The sequence below is a fragment of the Serratia liquefaciens ATCC 27592 genome (genome assembly GCF_000422085.1).
In the GTDB taxonomy this organism is placed as follows: Bacteria; Pseudomonadota; Gammaproteobacteria; order Enterobacterales; family Enterobacteriaceae; genus Serratia; species Serratia liquefaciens.
In genome coordinates this window covers 2,711,073-2,728,110 of sequence record NC_021741.1, presented here as the reverse complement: position 1 = coordinate 2,728,110, position 17,038 = coordinate 2,711,073, and the positions used below count along the sequence as shown (strand labels likewise).

General features: G+C 56.0%; 14 protein-coding genes. 5 read left to right on the top strand and 9 right to left on the bottom strand.

Annotation, left to right across the window (positions count from 1 at the left end; translation table 11 throughout):
* Positions 1–11: 11 nt before the first annotated feature.
* On the bottom strand, positions 12–1,004 hold the full coding sequence (locus tag M495_RS12705; RefSeq protein WP_020827072.1) for a 2-hydroxyacid dehydrogenase: 993 nt from the start codon (positions 1,002–1,004) through the stop codon (positions 12–14).
* Between the two features lie 551 nt (positions 1,005–1,555).
* Here M495_RS12705 and M495_RS12700 point away from each other — a divergent pair.
* Genes M495_RS12700 through M495_RS12690 form a run of 3 tightly spaced genes read left to right on the top strand, consistent with a single transcriptional unit; the run spans position 1,556 to position 4,694 of the window.
* Positions 1,556–4,168, top strand: coding sequence for a YdbH family protein (locus tag M495_RS12700; RefSeq protein WP_020827071.1), 2,613 nt, complete (start codon positions 1,556–1,558; stop codon positions 4,166–4,168).
* Positions 4,165–4,362 carry a YnbE family lipoprotein gene (locus tag M495_RS12695; RefSeq protein ID WP_020827070.1) on the top strand — a complete coding sequence of 66 codons (198 nt, stop codon included), beginning with the start codon at positions 4,165–4,167 and terminating at the stop codon, positions 4,360–4,362. The genes M495_RS12700 and M495_RS12695 overlap by 4 nt, the downstream gene beginning before the upstream one ends.
* Before the next feature lie 8 nt (positions 4,363–4,370).
* Positions 4,371–4,694 (top strand): YdbL family protein, encoded by a 324-nt coding sequence (locus M495_RS12690; protein ID WP_020827069.1) that lies wholly within the window; start codon positions 4,371–4,373, stop codon positions 4,692–4,694.
* A gap of 127 nt (positions 4,695–4,821) precedes the next feature.
* On the opposite strand, the gene azoR is transcribed toward M495_RS12690, so the two are convergent.
* Complete coding sequence (gene azoR / locus M495_RS12685) at positions 4,822–5,427, bottom strand: FMN-dependent NADH-azoreductase (protein ID WP_020827068.1); 606 nt, start codon at positions 5,425–5,427, stop codon at positions 4,822–4,824.
* 269 nt (positions 5,428–5,696) lie between these two features.
* On the opposite strand from azoR, the gene hrpA reads away from it, so the two are divergent.
* Entirely contained in the window at positions 5,697–9,584 is a 3,888-nt protein-coding gene (hrpA, locus tag M495_RS12680; RefSeq protein WP_020827067.1) for an ATP-dependent RNA helicase HrpA, read from the top strand.
* Here the strand turns inward: hrpA and M495_RS12675 are convergent.
* Positions 9,562–10,710 carry an MFS transporter gene (locus M495_RS12675; protein WP_020827066.1) on the bottom strand — a complete coding sequence of 383 codons (1,149 nt, stop codon included), beginning with the start codon at positions 10,708–10,710 and terminating at the stop codon, positions 9,562–9,564. The genes hrpA and M495_RS12675 overlap by 23 nt on opposite strands.
* 101 nt (positions 10,711–10,811) lie before the next feature.
* Here M495_RS12675 and M495_RS12670 point away from each other — a divergent pair, with 101 nt between their 5' ends.
* Complete coding sequence (locus M495_RS12670) at positions 10,812–11,627, top strand: AraC family transcriptional regulator (RefSeq protein ID WP_020827065.1); 816 nt, start codon at positions 10,812–10,814, stop codon at positions 11,625–11,627.
* Positions 11,628–11,631: 4 nt separating this feature from the next.
* Here the strand turns inward: M495_RS12670 and M495_RS12665 are convergent, their stop codons facing one another.
* From M495_RS12665 to rstA, 6 genes are all read right to left on the bottom strand, one after another.
* Complete coding sequence (locus tag M495_RS12665) at positions 11,632–12,453, bottom strand: trypsin-like serine peptidase (protein WP_020827064.1); 822 nt, start codon at positions 12,451–12,453, stop codon at positions 11,632–11,634.
* A gap of 129 nt (positions 12,454–12,582) precedes the next feature.
* Positions 12,583–12,663 (bottom strand): small membrane protein YdgU, encoded by an 81-nt coding sequence (gene ydgU, locus M495_RS26265; protein ID WP_455567193.1) that lies wholly within the window; start codon positions 12,661–12,663, stop codon positions 12,583–12,585.
* A gap of 92 nt (positions 12,664–12,755) precedes the next feature.
* Complete coding sequence (gene asr, locus M495_RS12660) at positions 12,756–13,061, bottom strand: acid resistance repetitive basic protein Asr (RefSeq protein WP_020827063.1); 306 nt, start codon at positions 13,059–13,061, stop codon at positions 12,756–12,758.
* Between the two features lie 347 nt (positions 13,062–13,408).
* Entirely contained in the window at positions 13,409–14,905 is a 1,497-nt protein-coding gene (locus M495_RS12655; protein ID WP_020827062.1) for a carboxypeptidase M32, read from the bottom strand.
* 66 nt (positions 14,906–14,971) lie between these two features.
* A complete protein-coding gene (gene rstB, locus M495_RS12650; RefSeq protein WP_020827061.1) occupies positions 14,972–16,276 on the bottom strand; it encodes a two-component system sensor histidine kinase RstB in 1,305 nt (434 codons plus the stop codon).
* Complete coding sequence (rstA, locus tag M495_RS12645) at positions 16,273–16,998, bottom strand: two-component system response regulator RstA (RefSeq protein ID WP_041415408.1); 726 nt, start codon at positions 16,996–16,998, stop codon at positions 16,273–16,275. Before rstA ends, rstB begins: the two co-directional genes overlap by 4 nt.
* Between the last annotated feature and the right edge of the window lie 40 nt (positions 16,999–17,038).

The window sequence follows — 17,038 nt, the reverse complement described above, 5'->3', positions numbered from 1 at the left end:
CTTGCTGTACTTCATGCGTTGAGCTGATTAGGGCAAGGCTCACCACGATCCAATTGGCTCACGTTTTGCAACGTAGTTTCCGAGATGCTGGTCAGCGCCTCTTCGGTCAGGAAAGCCTGATGACCGGTGAACAACACGTTGTGGCAAGCGGACAGACGACGGAAGATATCGTCCTGGATCACGTCATTAGATTTATCTTCGAAGAACAGGTCGCGTTCATTCTCATACACGTCCATCCCCAGAGCGCCAATCTTCTGTTGCTTCAGGGCATCAATTGCGGCTGATGAGTCAATCAGACCGCCGCGGCTGGTGTTGATGATCATCACGCCATTTTTCATCGCCGCAAAAGCGTCGGTGTTCAACAGGTGGTGATTTTCCGGCGTCAGCGGACAGTGCAGGGTAATAACGTCAGATTGCGCGTACAGCGTTTGCAGATCGACATATTCCGCGCCCAGCTCCAATGCCTGTTCGCTTGGGTACGGGTCATAAGCCAGAAGTTTCATGCCGAAGCCTTTCAGGATGCGCATGGTGGCGACGCCAATCTTACCGGTGCCAATCACCCCGGCGGTACGGTTGTGCATGTTGAAACCGATCAATCCCTCGAGCGAGAAATTGGCATCGCGGGTGCGTTGATAGGCACGGTGAATACGACGATTCAGGCACATCATCATGCCCACGGCATGTTCAGCGACCGCTTCCGGCGAGTAGGCCGGAACGCGCACCACCTTGATGCCCAGTTCTTTGGCGGCGTCCAAATCGACATTATTGAACCCGGCGCAACGCAGAGCCAAAATTTCGACCCCCAACGCCGCCAGTTCTTCAAGCACTTCACGGCTGCCGTCGTCGTTGACGAAGATGCAGATGGCTTTGCAGCCGGCGGCGTTTTTGGCGGTTTTTTTACTGAGCAGGAAGTCGAAGAACTCCAGCTCGTAACCAAACTGCTGATTCACCAGTTCGAGATATTTACGGTCATACTGTTTGGTGCTGTATATCGCCAATTTCATCGTGGTTTCTCCCGCGTGATTTTGTGATCAATTTAACAGATTTTAGTAAATTCTACAATTGGTTAGCCTGTTTGATGCGCGTTGAATGGCAGCAGTTATCGTTGCCGCAAAGGGTATTGATTAAGGGTAGCTGGCAACGTCACAACAGGGTGAATATTCGGCGCGGAGTGGCTGAAAAGCGAAGCGCGAGAGATGAGAGAGAGGTTGGTTCCAGGCAAAAAAATCCCCACGGGGGTGTGGGGAATGGCTTCTCTAGTATAGTTAGCTAGCAGCTGACTTTTGTTAGAATGCTTGCAAGACTATTAATTATCAAAGGTAACGACAATAACAAAAGTCCGAAACAGTTCGCATTCATGTGATGAATATGTAACTAAAATTTACAGTATCCCTATCAACAGCTGCAAAAGCGCCGAAACGGGGCATCTTCGTCGGCGTTGGCTTCACCCTATGTCAAATTCATGCCATCATTATTGCCAATTCAGGCATAGACTTACTTAAAACGCCCTCTGGCCAGGGTAAGCGGCCTAACTCAGGAATGAAGCAATCATTTAATGACTAAGCGATTGAAAGTATTCATAGGGATTGTGGTCAGTACGGCGATCTTACTGCTGGTGCTGTGGCAAACTCTGCCGCGCTGGTTGCCGCGTGTGATCTCTCACTGGCTGCCACAGGGCAGCCAGTTGGTTTTGCAGGGCAAACCGCATTGGCGTCAGGGGGCATTGCAGTTGGATGGCGCGCGTTTTCTGGCACAAGACTGTTTGCTTGCCGCCGTCGGACCGACCCGATTGGCCTATCAGCAGGGGCGGTGGGAGCTCATCAGCGATAAGCTGAATGTCGATACTGCCTGCTTATCAAAATTACCCGCCGCTGACGCCAGCAGTGCACCACTGGCGCTGGACCAATTGCAAAAACAACTGCCGCTGCTGGACGTTACCATCAAGGATTTCGCGGTGGTGCCGTGGCAGTACTACGCCGGTAAATTACAGATACATTCCTCTGCAGAGGGCCAGCGCCTGCAATATCAGGGGCCGAATATTCAGGTCGATGCGCTGTTGGATCCGCAGCAGCAATTGACGCTCAACGGCCTGACGATCACTGCGCCAGACAGCCCACAACCGCTGCACCTGACCGGCAAAATAGCCATTCCGCTCGATTTGGACAGTATTCCGGCACAAGGGGCGCTGCAGGGCGAAATGCAGACCGGCTATCTGGACAAACCCTTACTGTTGGATATGCGCTGGCAACAGCAGCAGGGCGTGCTGACGCTGACGGAAAAGGGTGAAAACAAACCCCTGGCGACGCTACCCTGGGAGATCAACGCCCAACAGGTCAGCATTAAACAGGGCGAATGGCGCTGGCCATACAGCCAGCAACCGCTAAACGGCGGGGTGAACATTGCGCTGCACGACTGGAGTAAAGGTTTTGATGAGACGCAGATCAGCGCCCGTTTGAATGTCATCACCGACGGCCATAACGGCAAAGGCAACGCGGTATTGACGCTGGGGCCGGGTAAAGTCGGCCTGACCGACAGCGATCTGCGTTTCCAACTGACCGGCCAGGCGAATCTGTCCGACTTTTCAATGACTGCCTCGATCCCCGGTATTGTCAGCGGTACCATCCTCAACCCGACGCTGGTCTTACAGTCCGGTTCACTGCTGCGACTGTGGGGCAACGCCACGCCGGAAATGAAATTGGAAGAGGCGCGTTTGCCGTTGGCCGGGGTGAAAGTGACTGCTGCCGGCATCACCGGTCGGTTGCAGGCCATTATTAACGCCAGCGACAGCTACTGGGGACGTTTTAAACTGCATCTGGACGGCAAGGCGCAAGATTTTTGGCCGGACCACGGCAACTGGCAATGGCGCTACTGGGGCAACGGACAATTACCGCCGTTGCAGGCTGCCTGGGACGTTGCCGGCAGCGGCAGTTGGCAGGACAGCACGCTGATCCTCGATCGGCTTTCCACTGGTTTTGATCGTTTGAAGTACAGCATGGTAACGGTGGATGCGCCGCGCCTTAGCCTCAGCCAGCCGCTGCGTTGGCAGCGGGACGAGAAAGCCCCGGCGTTTAATGGCGAACTGCAACTGGTTTCGGGCAAGGTCAGCTTTACTAACGGCGGTTACCTGCCGGCACCGGTGTTGGCGCTTCAGATGAAGGGCACAACGCCGGATAATTTCCAGCTGCAGGGCAAACTGCAGGCGGAACAGATTGGCCCTATAGCGCTACGTGGCCGCTGGGACGGTGAGCGTTTACGCGGAGAGGGCTGGTGGCCGAAGCAGTCGCTGAAGGTGTTCCAACCGCTCATCTCGCCGGATCTCAATATCAAACTGCGCGACGGTGAATTCTATGCGCAATCGGCCTTCTCTGCCGCACGGGTGCAGGGTTTTGAGGCCGGTGGCCATTGGGTGGTGAAGCAGGGCGGCATGTGGCTGAAAGACGGTGAGATGAGCGGGCTGGATTTCGTCATGTCCTACCGCCTGAAAAATCACATTTGGCAGCTCGGCGCCAAGCAACCGATGATGCTGCGCATCAAGTCTTTCCGCAACCTGTTCGAAATGCAGAATATTACCGCCGATCTTCAGGGCGCTTATCCTTACAGCGAGCAGGCACCACTGACGCTGAGCAACGTCGGTATGGACGCTTTGAACGGCCACATCAGCCTGTCTGCGCTGCGCATGCCGCAGCATGACGCCGCCGTATTGAAGCTGGATAAGGTGGATCTCAGTGCCTTGTTTACCGCGTTGAAGCCAAAACAGTTTGCCATGTCAGGACGGGTAGACGGTGAATTGCCGCTGTTCCTGAATCATCCTAAATGGCTGGTGCGCAACGGTTGGATTGCCAACGCTGGCATGTTGACGCTGCGCCTGGACAAGGACATGGCCGATGCCATCGGCAGTAATAATATGGCGACCGGCGCCGCGATAGATTGGCTGCGCTATATGGAGATTAACCGCTCCAAGGCCAGAGTCGATCTCGACAACCTCGGTGAACTGACGCTGAAGGCGCGAATTGACGGGGTTAACCCGCAAAAAAGCGCTAAAAGAGAGGTTATCCTGAACTATAGCCATCAGGAAAACGTGTTTCAGCTTTGGCGCAGCCTGCGCTTTGGCGACAATTTACAGGAGTGGCTGGAACAGGCCCTCACCAAACCTGGGGAACAACCATGAAAATCATCAGCGGGCCATTACTGGCCGCCGTGCTCGGCACCTCAATGCTGAGCGGCTGCGTGCCACGCATCGAGGTCGCCACGCCTAAAGATCCGATCACCATCAATATGAACGTCAAGATTGAACATGAAATTCACATCAAAGTGGATAAAGACGTCGAGAATCTGCTGAAAGACAAAAGCGGTCTGTTCTAGGAGCCAACATGAAAAAACGTTATTTAGGCTTGATTGGCGCCGCCTGGCTGTTCAGCAGCATGGCAATGGCATTGACGCTGGATGAGGCCAAGCAACAGGGGCGCGTCGGTGAAACGCTCAACGGCTATATTGCGCCGGTGAAGCAGGACGCCGAAACGCTGTCGCTGGTGAAAAATATCAATGCCGGTCGCACCGAGAAATACCAACAGGTGGCGGACAGCAATCATATCGCCATCGACGATGTGGCGCGCATGGCCGGCCAAAAACTGGTCGCCCGTGCCCCCGCGGGGGAATACGTACGCGGCATAAACGGCCAATGGTTGAAGAAATAAAAAAAGCGCGCCCTGAGGCGCGCAATAGCGATATAACATTGGATTTTTATGAGGGTAGAGCGGGGTTGACAGGATTTAGCTTGTTCTGTTGAAGCTTTGCAGGGGCATCACACCCCTGCAACGGGCATCAGGCGGCAACAACCTGTGCCAGCGTGGCTTTGGCATCGGCCTGTGCTTTGGTGGCAACATCCGGCCCATAGGCGATACCTTCAGCGAACACAAACTCGACGTCGGTGATACCGATAAAGCCCAGGAACAGACGCAGGTAAGGTTCGACCAGGTCAGTCGGGGTGCCTTTGTGAATGCCACCGCGGCTGGTCAGAATGATGGCACGCTTACCTTTCACCAGGCCTTCCGGACCGTTTTCGGTGTAGCGGAAGGTGACGCCGGCACGGGCAATCAGGTCGAAATAGTTCTTCAACTGGGTCGGAATGTTGAAGTTATACATCGGGGCCGCCATAACGATGGTGTCATTGGCTTGCAGTTCGGCGATCAGCTCGTCGGACAACGCCAGGGCTTCGGTTTGACGCGGGGTCAGCGGCGTGTCGGAAGGACGCAGGGCGCCAACCAGTTCACCGTCCAGTACCGGGATTGGCTGTGCAGCCAGGTCACGCACGGTGATGGTGTCGTTGCCATGAGCCTTTGCCCACTGCTCAACGAAGAAATCTGCCAGTTGGTTAGACTGCGAGTAGCCCGCCAGGATGCTTGATTTAAGAACCAATACTTTGCTCATCGGTAATTCCTTACGTTATGACAGTGACATCAGGACAACGCGTCCTTTGCATGCAGTACACTCTATTCACATTTTTTCAGCAGTGATAGCGCAATATTTCGAGACCTTTGTTCGATTTTATTGAATAAGCTGCCGGGACATAAGCGGCGGGATTATGGGGAAAAAGGGGCTTATGTTATTCTGCGCACTTAAAGCTGAAAACTCGCTAACCCATTACCAAACCGCTGCTAAAGCTTGATATAGCAGCGATGAAACAAGGAATACCGAACGTGAAATCTCCGCTCGCGGCACTGTCTGCCCAACTGGGCGAGCTGATGCTCCGTGACCAACAACGTCTGCAACGTCGGCTGCAGGGCGCACGAAAAATCAAAAATCCCGATGCTCAGCTGGCCGTCGCCGCCGAGCTGGAAAGTGACATAACGGCAGCGTTGCAAAAAGTGCAGTCGCGCGCCGCATCCTGTCCGAAAGTCACCTACCCGGAAAACCTGCCGGTCAGTCAGAAAAAACAGGATATTTTGCAGGCCATCCGCGACCATCAGGTGGTGATTGTTGCCGGTGAAACCGGTTCGGGGAAAACCACCCAGTTGCCGAAGATCTGTCTGGAGCTGGGGCGCGGGGTAAAAGGGCTGATCGGCCATACCCAACCTCGACGCCTGGCGGCGCGTACCGTAGCCAACCGCATTGCCGACGAGCTGGAAACGCCGTTGGGCGGCAGCGTAGGTTATAAGGTGCGTTTTAACGATCAGGTCGGCGAAAACACCCTGGTCAAGCTGATGACTGACGGGATCCTGTTGGCGGAAATCCAGCAGGACCGGCTGCTGATGCAGTACGACACGTTGATTATCGATGAAGCACACGAACGCAGCCTGAACATTGATTTCATCCTGGGTTACCTGCGTGAACTGCTGCCAAAGCGCCCGGATCTCAAAGTCATCATCACTTCGGCGACTATCGATCCGCAGCGTTTTTCGCGCCATTTCAATAACGCGCCGATTATCGAAGTCTCTGGTCGTACTTATCCGGTCGAAGTGCGTTATCGTCCGGTAGTGGACGATGCCGACGATACCGACCGCGATCAACTGCAGGCGATTTTCGATGCGGTAGATGAGCTGGGCCGCGAAGGGCCGGGGGATATCCTGATCTTCATGAGCGGAGAGCGCGAAATTCGCGACACCGCCGACGCCCTGAACCGTCTTAATTTGCCGCATACCGAGGTCCTGCCGCTGTATGCCCGTTTGTCGAACAGCGAACAGAACCGGGTATTCCAGTCGCATCACGGCCGACGCATCGTGCTGGCGACCAACGTGGCGGAAACCTCACTGACCGTACCCGGCATCAAGTACGTGATTGATCCCGGTACCGCGCGTATCAGTCGTTACAGTTTCCGCACCAAGGTGCAGCGCCTGCCGATCGAACCGGTTTCGCAGGCTTCCGCCAATCAGCGCAAGGGCCGCTGCGGGCGCGTCTCCGACGGTATTTGCATTCGTCTGTACTCGGAACAGGACTTCCTGTCGCGTCCGGAGTTTACCGATCCGGAGATCCTGCGCACCAACCTGGCGTCGGTTATCTTGCAGATGACGTCGCTTGGGTTAGGGGATATCGCCGCTTTCCCGTTCGTTGAGGCGCCGGACAAGCGCAATATTCTCGATGGCGTACGCCTGCTCGAAGAGCTGGGCGCAATTAAAACGGCCGACAATGGCCACTACCAGCTCACGCCTCAGGGGCGTCAATTGGCGCAGTTGCCGATCGACCCGCGTTTAGCGCGCATGGTACTGGAGGCGCAGAAAAGCGGCAGCGTGCGTGAAGTGATGATCATCACCGCTGCGCTGTCGATACAGGATCCGCGCGAACGGCCAATGGACAAGCAGCAGGCCTCGGACGAGAAACACCGACGCTTTGCCGACAAAGATTCGGATTTCCTGGCTTACGTCAACCTGTGGGACTGGCTGAAAGAGCAGCAGAAAGAGCACTCATCCAGTCAGTTCCGTCGGCTGTGCCGCAATGATTTCCTTAACTATTTGCGGGTGCGTGAATGGCAGGATATTTATACCCAGCTGCGTCAGGTGGTGAAAGAGCTGGGGCTGCCGGTCAACAGCGAACCTTCCGATTACCGCAGCGTACACACCGCGTTATTGACCGGTTTGCTATCGCATATCGGCCAGAAAGATGCTGATAAGCAAGAGTACACGGGCGCTCGCAACGCAAGATTTTCTATCTTCCCAGGTTCAGGTCTGTTCAAGAAACCGCCGAAATGGACCATGGTGGCCGAACTGGTTGAGACCAGCCGCCTGTGGGGGCGTATCGCCGCACGTATCGAACCGGAGTGGATTGAGCCGTTAGCCCAGCACCTGGTGAAGCACAGCTACAGCGAACCCCATTGGTCGAAATCCCAGGGTGCGGTGATGGCCACCGAAAAAGTGACGCTGTTCGGGTTGCCCATCGTCGCTGCGCGACAGGTTAATTACAGCACCATAGATCCGCTGCTGTGTCGGGAACTGTTTATCCGCCATGCGCTGGTGGAAGGCGACTGGCAGACGCGCCATGCATTCTTCAGTGCTAACCTGAAGCTGCGTGCGGAAGTGGAGGAACTGGAGCATAAGTCGCGCCGTCGTGACATTTTGGTTGATGATGAAACCCTGTTCAGTTTCTACGATCAGCGCATCCCTGGCGAGGTGATCTCCGGGCGTCATTTTGACAACTGGTGGAAAAACGCCGCAAAACAGAACGCGGATTTGCTCAGCTTTGAAAAAGAGATGCTGATCAAGGACGGCGCCAATAAGGTCAGTGCGCTGGACTATCCGAATACCTGGCATCAGGGCAACCTTAAGCTGCGCCTGACCTATCAGTTTGAGCCAGGTACCGACGCCGACGGCGTGACGGTGCATATTCCTCTGCCGATCCTTAATCAGGTTGAGGATCAGGGTTTTGAGTGGCAAATTCCAGGCATTCGCCGTGAATTGGTGATCGCCCTGATTAAGTCGCTGCCCAAGCCGGTTCGTCGCAACTTTGTACCGGCACCGAACTATGCCGAGGCTTTTCTGGGACGGGTCACCGCGCTGGAATTACCGCTGTTGGATGCGCTGGAGCGCGAGCTGCGTCGTATGACTGGTGTGACGGTGTCACGAGATGACTGGCAGTGGGAACAGGTGCCCGATCACCTTAAAATGACTTTCCGGGTGGTGGGGGAAAAACACAAAACCCTGCTGGAAGGCAAAAATCTGACCGCGCTGAAGCTGCAACTGAAAGACAAGGTGCAGGAAACCCTGTCTGCGGTGGCGGACGATGGGCTGGAGCAAAGCAATCTGCATATCTGGAGCTTCGGCAAACTGCCGGAGTTTTATGAGCAGAAACGCGGTGGCTATTCGATGAAGGCCTATCCGGCGCTGGTGGATGAAAAAGACAGCGTGGCGATCCGTTTGTTCGACAGCGAGCAGGAACAGCAACAGGCGATGTGGCAGGGAACGCGCCGCCTGCTGTTGCTGAACATTCCATCGCCCATCAAGTACCTGCATGAAAAACTGCCTAACAAAGCCAAGCTGGGGCTGTACTTTAACCCTTATGGCAGGGTGCTGGATTTGATTGACGACTGCATCTCGTGCGGCATCGATAAGCTGATTGCCGAGCACGGCGGGCCGGTTTGGCAGGAAGAGGATTTTGCCCGCCTGCAGGAAAAAGTGCGCGCCGAGCTGAATGAAACGGTGGTAGGAGTAGCCAAACAGGTCGAGCAGATCCTGACTGCGGTATTCAACATCAATAAACGGCTGAAAGGCCGGGTGGACATCTCCCTGGCGCTGGCGCTGTCGGATATCAAAAACCAGCTCGGCGGCCTGGTTTATCGCGGTTTTGTGACCAACAACGGCTGGAAGCGCCTGTCGGATACGTTGCGCTATCTGCAGGCAATTGAGCGCCGTCTGGAGAAGCTGGCGACCGATCCGCATCGCGATCGTGCGCAGATGCTGCGGGTGGAACAGGTGCAACAGGCCTGGCAACAATGGCTGAACAAACTGCCGCCGAAGCGGCAGCAGGATGAAGAGGTGAAAGAGGTGCGTTGGATGATCGAAGAACTGCGCGTCAGCCTGTTCGCTCAGCAACTCGGCACGCCTTACCCGATCTCTGACAAGCGTATCTTGCAGACTATCGAGCAGCTTTCGGGCTGAGCAACGCGAACAGGCAGCCTGTGCAGACCAGGCACAGCAGGCTGCACACCAGCAGCGTTGCGGGCAGGTTTTGCCCAACGGCGGCCAGGGACAGCCCGGCGCCAATCAGCAGGTAGTAAAGCAGGCCAAAAATCGCGCCGGCTGTGCCCAGTTGCTGCCGGTAGCGATTCAGGGCCTGACTCAATACATTGGGGATCGCCAGGCCGAAGGCCAGGCTGATCAGCATGCAGGGCAGCAACATCATTATGCTGTGCTGCCAGTAACCTAATGCCAGCGCCGCGCCACACGCCAGCAGGCTACCCAGCAGGATTTGACGCTCTGCGCCGATATCCCTGGCCAACAAATGGCGATTGACTAACGCGCCAAGCAGGCTGCCCAGCGCCAGGGCAATGCCAGAGTAGCCAAACTGTCGGCTGCTTAGCCCCAGTCGTTCAAACATGAACGGTGCCAGGCTGAAGTAGCTGAACACCATAATATTAAAGCCTGCCACCAATAAGGCACTACACCAGATATGCCGGTCGCGCAGGATAATCCAGCCACTGCTTGCCGCAGAGGCTTGTAATGCGCCGCCCGGTGGCTGCGTTTCCGGCAGAGCGTACCAGCACCAAACCAGCAGGGCCCATGCCAGCATCCCCTGGGCAATGAATATCGCCATACTGCCGCCCCAACTGACCAAAATTCCCCCCGCCAACATACCCAGAACCGGGCTGATCGACAGGGCAATGCCGAGGGTGGCGAAGACTTTCCCCAGAGCGTGCCCCTGATACACGTCACGCAGCATGGTTTGCGTGACGATAGAGCCGACCGCAGCACCGAAGGCGATGGTGGCGCGAGCGGTCAACAACAGCGTGAAATGCGAGCTCAGCAACGCCACCACCGCACCGCCCAGATACAGTGTCAGCCCTGCCAACATGGCCACTCTGCGGCCAAACCTATCGCACATTACCCCCCAGAAAGCGACGCCGAAGGCAAAAGCGAAGAAATAGATCGATAGCGTCTGGCTGGCCTGGGCGGCACTGACGTTGAAATCGGCGCGGATCGCGGTGAGCGCTGGGCTATAAAGGGTTTCGAGCACCTGTGGCGCCATTATGCTGGCGACCATCAATGGCAGAGGAAGGCGCGACATGGGAATTGACCTTTAACAATGAATAATCGCGCCAGTATAGGGAAAGCCAAAATGTTCAATTACAATCATCAGGACAAAAAATAACGAGAAAAGGACAATTCATGGCCTTGATTGCCCAACGGGATGCCTTCGACCCGGATAGCTGGCCTGCACCGGTGCTGGGGATTGCCGCCGAGCTAGCCAATCATGACTCTAAAGAGCACTGCCATCGACGTGCTCAGTTGCTCTATTCGTCCCGTGGATGCATGACGGTGACGCTCAGCGATCGTTGGTTGATTTTACCGCCAACGCGCTGTTTGTGGATCCCCGGTGGGATCCGGCATCGGGTACAGCTGCACGGCCAGGTGGCCTATCGCTCAATCTATCTGGAGCCTGAATTGGCGCCTGCCAGGCTGCAAGAGTGCGCGGTATTGGCGGTCAATCCCTTGCTGGCAGCGGTGATTGAACGTATCGCTTATTGGCCGTTTAATCAGACGATCGAATGCCGGGCGGCGCGTGATCTGGTGCCGGTGCTGATCAACGAACTGAATGCGGCACGGCTAGAGAGCACCGGACTGATACTGCCCAGGGATGCCCGTTTAGCTCGCTGGCTGGAGAACCTCGACAAGCGGGATGAACTGCCGGGGTTGAGCGTACTGGCACAGGAATTGAATTTGCATGCCAAAACGCTGACGCGCATTTTTCAGCGCGAGAGCGGGTTGAGCTATCAGCAGTGGAGCCAACAATGGCGGTTGATGCGGGCGATTGAACTGCTGGCGGAAATGCCCAGGGTCAGCACCGTGGCACAGCATTTGGGCTTTTCCAGCGACAGCGCTTTTATCGCGTTCTTCCGGCAGTTCACCGGCACCACGCCCAAGGGCTTTATGGCGGGAAACGTCTCAAGGGAAACCGGCGCAGAAGCCCACGCCGGCTTATAACCGCTTATTTCCCCGCGGCCAGTGCGTCCAGCGCATCGCGGATACCGGTCACCGCCAGTGCGCGGTTATCGGCACGGTAGCGATCTTTGGCTGCCGGTGCGGAGCTTTGAATGGCGATGAGCTTCCAGCCAGCGGCGGTTTTCAGCAATAACGGCGAGCCACTGTCGCCGGGCAGGGTATCGCATTGATGCGACAGTACGCCTTGTTGCGCCCAACCCGTCACTTTACAGTTTTGGTGACTGTAGAGATCGTCGAGGTGATCTCCCGGATACCCGGCCTGGGTAATCAGCCGTTTGGCCTGTTTCAGCGCCTGAGTCAGAGCCTTGCTGTCGCCTTGCCACAACAGCAACGGCTTAATCGGCAGCGGCTTTTTATCCTTCAGGCGGATCAGGGCAAAGTCATACGCCGCGGCTGCGGGCGGTACGATCCAGCCGTCGCCGTCGGCCTTGAGCTTTTTGCCCAGCTTACGGTCAACCAGCGTCTCGATATTGTCGGTCTGGTATTGCCAACTCTTGTTGCCGGCCACAAAGCGCAGTGCGATCGCCTTGTCCAATTGGCCCGGCGGTGCCAGCACGCAGTGACCGGCGGTGAGTGCCAGATGAGGAGAGATCAGCGTGGCGGTGCACAAATTACCGCTGGCGGTTTCTACCTGGCCAATCGCCTGCCACGGCCAGCCGTCGGTTTCGGTGACCTTGATGCGTTCATCTTTGCCAAAAAACAGGCGTGTTTGCTCAGCGATCGATGCATCGGAAGGGCTATCGGCCCTTGCTGAGAGGGAAAGTGCGAGCGGGAATGAGCACAGCAACAGCAAAACGGTTATGCGCATAGGTTTCTTGCCTGGAAATGACGGGTCATCCATAAACACACTGAGTGGTAACTATAGACTGATTTAGTCGCAGTGTGGATGGGCAGTGATTGATTTTTCAATAATTTCTTATCCCGAGGGGCTGAGCGGCTACAGATAAAAAAAGGCGGCAATGAGCCCGCAAAGGATCAGGCTGGCCAAAATGATTTCAAATAGGTAGCGACGCAGCATGATGAGAACCCCCGATGAAAAAACACCCGGCGAACCGGGTGTTGGACAACTCAAGCCTGGACTGGTGAGGGGAGCCTCACTTCAGATTGCGATTATGCCGCTGGCGTGCTGGTGGCTTTTTTGTGGCTGGCTTTTTTGTGGTGTTTCTTGGCGGCCTGGGCTTTCTGAGCCGGCGCTTTTTTGGCAGTAGCTTTGTGGTGCTTTTTAGCCGCCTGCGCTTTTTGTACTGGCGCTTTCTTCGCGTGATGTTTCTTCACGTGAGTGGTTTTAGCCGGAGCTGCGGTGGTGGTGGTCGCTGTCGCAGCAGGGGTTGCCGTGGTGGTGGCAGCGTCAGCAGCGAAGGCAACAGAAGACAGACCCATTGCAGCGGCAACAACCAGAGCTAATACTTTTTTCATTGTAGATTCCTCAAATGACTCATCATGTATCGAGCCCACTGCGGGGCCGGTGTAAAGATAGTAGGCAAACGCCAGAATGCTTTCCGTGAGTGATTGGTTTCGGCGTGTAACCTAATGTACGAACCCACAGAAAAGGGAGATGAAAGCGCCGGCGAGCGATAATCGTGGTTAGAGCGGATGCCCAATAGGCACTGAATTTTTCCATTTTAGTTACAACATACATATAGAGAGTTACCGACCCACTCTCTGCGGCCAAGGTGTCGTAGGAAGGGGAAGTGCGCTATGGAATCATGCTGGCAAAGCAGGGGAAAATGCCCAGGCACGGGACATTGTGCCTGGGGACAGGATTACAGGTAGCGGTTTTCCAAATGCTTGCGGAAATAGGCCGGGTTAAGCGCTTCGCCGGTCGCGTTAGCGATCAGCGTATCGGTAGGGAAACGGCTGCCGTGGCGCCAGATATTCTGCTTCAGCCAGTGGAACAGCGGATTCAGGTTGCCTTCGGCAATGTCGCTGCTCAACGATGGCATTGCTTCACGTGCGCTGTGGAACAGCTGCGCGGCATACATGGCGCCCAGAGTGTAAGTCGGGAAGTAACCGAAGGCACCGTCAGTCCAGTGAATGTCCTGCATGCAGCCATTACGGTAGTTGCCGACGGTGTCCAGGCCGAGGTAACCCTTCATTTTCTCATTCCACAGTGCCGGAATGTCCTCCACCTCGATCTCGCCTTCAACCAGGGCCTTCTCGATCTCATAACGCAAGATTACGTGCGCCGGGTAGCTCACCTCGTCAGCATCTACGCGGATCAGGCCGGGTTTTACACGCTGATTCAGACGGATAAAGTTAGCTTCTTCCAGCGCCGGCTGCTCGCCAAATTGCTGGGTCACCAACGGGCGCAGGATCTTCAGGAAGTCGCTGCCGCGCGCCAACTGCATTTCAAACAGCAGGCTTTGCGATTCGTGGATGGCCGTTGAGCGCGCCTGAGCTACAGGTTGGCCCAGCCAGTCACGCGGCAGGTTTTGCTCGTAGCGGGCATGGCCGGTTTCATGCACGATACCGAGCAGTGCCGTCAGGAATTCTTTATCGTTATAGCGAGTGGTGATGCGCACGTCTTCAGGTACGCCACCGCAGAATGGGTGTGCACTGACGTCCACGCGGCCACCATCAAAGTTAAAACCGAGCAGTTTCATTACGCTCAAACTCAGTTGACGCTGGGTCTCCACATTGAACGGCCCTTGTGGGATCAGGCAAGGTTCCTGAGCCTGTTTGGTCACCACTTTCTGCAGCAGGTCAGGCAACCAGGTTTTCAGATCGCCAAAAATGCGGTCGATATCGCTGCTGCGCATGCCCGGTTCATACAGATTCAGCAGCGCATCGTAGCGGCTGGTGCCTGCCGCTTCGGCACGGATCTGCGCTTCCTGTCGGCTAAGCTTGACCACTTCACGCAGGTTCTCCGCGAAACCTTCCCAGTCGTTGGCTGGACGCTGAGCGCGCCAGGCATGTTCACAACGCGCGCCGGCCAGCGACTTGGCTTCGACCAGCGACTCCGGTACCAGCACCGCATTGTCATATTGGCGACGCATTTCCAGCAGGTTGGCGCGGTCAATGTCATCCAGGGTTTCCTGCTGTGCACGTTCAAACAGACGGCCGGTTTTATCTGCGGTCAAAATTTGGTGTTGCAGTACGCTCAGTTCAGCCAGCGCTTCCGAACGTGCTTTGCTGCCGCCCGGCGGCATCATGGTTTGCATGTCCCAACCGGCAATAGCGGAAAGGTGGCCGAAGCGCGACAGGCGGGTGAACAGGGCGCGCAGCTCGTCGTATGAGGATGGGGTATGTGCAGATGTCATCGTTTAGCTCCATATTATTTTAATCCGGATCACTCTTTCGCGTAGTCATGCTGCGCGTGAACAGGGTTACACCGGGTCTGCTTTTAAATCGAAAGTGGGCTTTATTGGCCAACAGAAACGGAAGCTGGCACCGCCGAGCGAACTGGCGTCTACATAAACCTGGCCCTGATAGGCCACGGCAATCGAATGCACAATGGCCAGGCCCAGGCCGCAACCGCCGGTGGCACGATCGCGGCTCGGATCAAGGCGGACAAAGGGTTCGAATACCCGTTCACGCTCTTCCGGCGGAATTCCCGGGCCATCGTCTTCTACCTGTAAGCAGGCATTGTCGCCGTCAAACCACAGGCCGATACGCAGGCGCTGTTCGGAGTAACGCAATGCGTTGTTTACCAGGTTATCCAGCACCCGCTCCATCAGACGCAAATCAACGCCGCCAAAATCGCCGACGTGGGGGATATCCAGTTGAATTTCTCGTTCCGGGTGGATCAGCCGCAGGTCATCCGCCTTGTCTTCCAACCATTTGGGCAAGTCGAGCGGCTCTATATTGAGCGCCACCTGGGGACGATCCAACCGCGCGTAGGTAAGCAGTTCATCGATAAGTGACTCCAACTGGCCGATATCGCGATTCAATGCCTGTTGCTCGCTATCGGACAGATTATCGCTCATCGCCAGCCGATAACGCAGCCGTACCAGTGGCGTACGCAGCTCGTGGGCGATGCCGTCGATGAGCTGCTTCTTGCTGGCGATCAGCGTATTGACGTTATCCGCCATCTGGTTAAAGGCCACCCCAAGCCGGTTCAGACTGGAGGTAGGATCGAAATGGGTACGTTCATCCAGGTGCCCGGCCCCCAGGCGCTGTGCCGCATTTTCCAACTTCAGCAAATCCTGCCAGTGCGGGCGCATCCACAGAAACACCGGCAGCGCCAGCGACATGCCGATAAACACCAGCAGCGCCAAATCCAGCAGCCGCATTTGATGCAGATAGAACAGATAAGGGATCGGGCCCACCACCAACACATAGTGGCTACGGGGAATGCGCTGCATAAAGGTGTATTGATCGTCGAGCGCGATAATTTCGCCAAGGCGTAGGCGCTTTTTCAGGTCTTCACTCAGATCCTGTTTACCCAGCGGTTCAATGTGCAGCTTGAACGACAGGTTCAAATCCAGCGTGGCGATGGTCTTGTTCCAGTCTTTCAGCGGGATTTCCCGCAGTTCGCTGCGCATCAGGTACAGCGAACTTTTCATCAGGTCGTCCATCGACTGGCGGCCGGCGCGTTCAGCGGTGACTTTGTACACCAGGCCAACCAGCATCGCCATCACCAGGAAGCAAACGAAAAGCAGCAGGAAAAACTGCACAAAGAGCTTTCTCATTGCTGCACGAACTCCCAGGCGTTCGGGGCGAACAGGTAACCTTTATTGCGCACGGTTTTGACGCGAAAAGGCTCCAGTGCGTTGTCGTACAACTTGCGACGCAGGCGGGAAATCGCGACGTCGATACTGCGGTCAAGGCCGTCATAGCTCACGCCGCGCAGGTTTTGCAGTAGGGCTTCACGATCCATGATTTGACCGGCATGAGTGGCCAGCTCCCACAGCAGATCGAAATCCGAGGTGGAAAGGGTGATGATCTCTTCGCCCAGCGTGACCTGGCGGTTGACCGGGTCGATGCACAACAAGCCAAAGTGCAAGGCGTTGTGCTGGGTGATTGGTTGGGTCGATTCTTCCTTTGGCTGATGGCCATGCTGACGCAGATGCAGGCGTAGCCGCGCCAACAACACCGCCGGGGGCGTGGTTTTCAGGATGTAATCGTTGGCACCCATTTCCAGCGAAAGGATATGGTTCATGTCGCTGTCCAGCGAGGTCAGCAGCACGATCGGGCCTGCGAAGGTCGGACGCAGATCGCGGCACAGCGTCATACCGTCCTTGCCGGGCAACATAATGTCGAGCAGCACCAGATCCGGTTGCTCCAGCTCGATGCGAGCCTGTGCGCTGTCGCCACGCGGCTCGATCAGAACCTCAATATCGTGCTTGCCCAGATAGGCGGCAATCAGTTTGCCGACTTCCGGATCGTCTTCAACAAAAACAATTTTATGCATATTCAGCGGTTTTATCAGAATAACGAAATTCAGCATAGCG

Coding starts and splice junctions, on each gene's coding strand:
- M495_RS12705 (WP_020827072.1), bottom strand. CDS start 1,004: ATGAAATTGGCGATATACAGCACCAAACAGTATGACCGTAAATATCTC.
- M495_RS12700 (WP_020827071.1), top strand. CDS start 1,556: ATGACTAAGCGATTGAAAGTATTCATAGGGATTGTGGTCAGTACGGCG.
- M495_RS12695 (WP_020827070.1), top strand. CDS start 4,165: ATGAAAATCATCAGCGGGCCATTACTGGCCGCCGTGCTCGGCACCTCA.
- M495_RS12690 (WP_020827069.1), top strand. CDS start 4,371: ATGAAAAAACGTTATTTAGGCTTGATTGGCGCCGCCTGGCTGTTCAGC.
- azoR (WP_020827068.1), bottom strand. CDS start 5,427: ATGAGCAAAGTATTGGTTCTTAAATCAAGCATCCTGGCGGGCTACTCG.
- M495_RS12675 (WP_020827066.1), bottom strand. CDS start 10,710: ATGTCGCGCCTTCCTCTGCCATTGATGGTCGCCAGCATAATGGCGCCA.
- M495_RS12670 (WP_020827065.1), top strand. CDS start 10,812: ATGGCCTTGATTGCCCAACGGGATGCCTTCGACCCGGATAGCTGGCCT.
- M495_RS12665 (WP_020827064.1), bottom strand. CDS start 12,453: ATGCGCATAACCGTTTTGCTGTTGCTGTGCTCATTCCCGCTCGCACTT.
- ydgU (WP_455567193.1), bottom strand. CDS start 12,663: ATGCTGCGTCGCTACCTATTTGAAATCATTTTGGCCAGCCTGATCCTT.
- asr (WP_020827063.1), bottom strand. CDS start 13,061: ATGAAAAAAGTATTAGCTCTGGTTGTTGCCGCTGCAATGGGTCTGTCT.
- M495_RS12655 (WP_020827062.1), bottom strand. CDS start 14,905: ATGACATCTGCACATACCCCATCCTCATACGACGAGCTGCGCGCCCTG.
- rstB (WP_020827061.1), bottom strand. CDS start 16,276: ATGAGAAAGCTCTTTGTGCAGTTTTTCCTGCTGCTTTTCGTTTGCTTC.
- rstA (WP_041415408.1), bottom strand. CDS start 16,998: ATGCATAAAATTGTTTTTGTTGAAGACGATCCGGAAGTCGGCAAACTG.